The sequence below is a fragment of the Rosenbergiella metrosideri genome (assembly GCF_022602565.1).
Classification (GTDB): domain Bacteria; phylum Pseudomonadota; class Gammaproteobacteria; order Enterobacterales; family Enterobacteriaceae; genus Rosenbergiella; species Rosenbergiella metrosideri.
The window spans coordinates 1-261 of sequence record NZ_JALBCV010000096.1 but is presented as its reverse complement, the minus strand read 5'-3'; the positions used below and the strand labels follow the sequence as shown (position 1 = coordinate 261).

The following is a 261-nucleotide window of genomic DNA, read 5'->3' as shown; positions in this document are numbered from 1 at the left end:
AGATTGCCGGCCTCAGACCCACGCTTTACCTATCACTTTACTCAGTCGATACCGAAAACGTTACTCCCGGGTGAACAAATCTCGTTAGGTTATCGAGTCACTGCGCGACCGCCATCAGCCGTCGAAACGGGGGGGATGCGACGAAACGAGACCGCAGCAAATGCCGGGTGTTCCGCCTACCACGCGCCAGTGAAAGTGGGGTGGCAAAGTACTTGCGCAAGCGGTCAACGGGTTGCACAACAAAGCCAAGCACTCTTCTAT

1 protein-coding gene is annotated in these 261 nt (G+C 55.6%); it reads left to right on the top strand.

All coding sequences use genetic code 11. The annotated features are described in order from the left end of the window. Positions 1–261: hypothetical protein (locus MKR94_RS16650; protein ID WP_241647909.1), on the top strand; the 261-nt coding region annotated here is incomplete at both ends.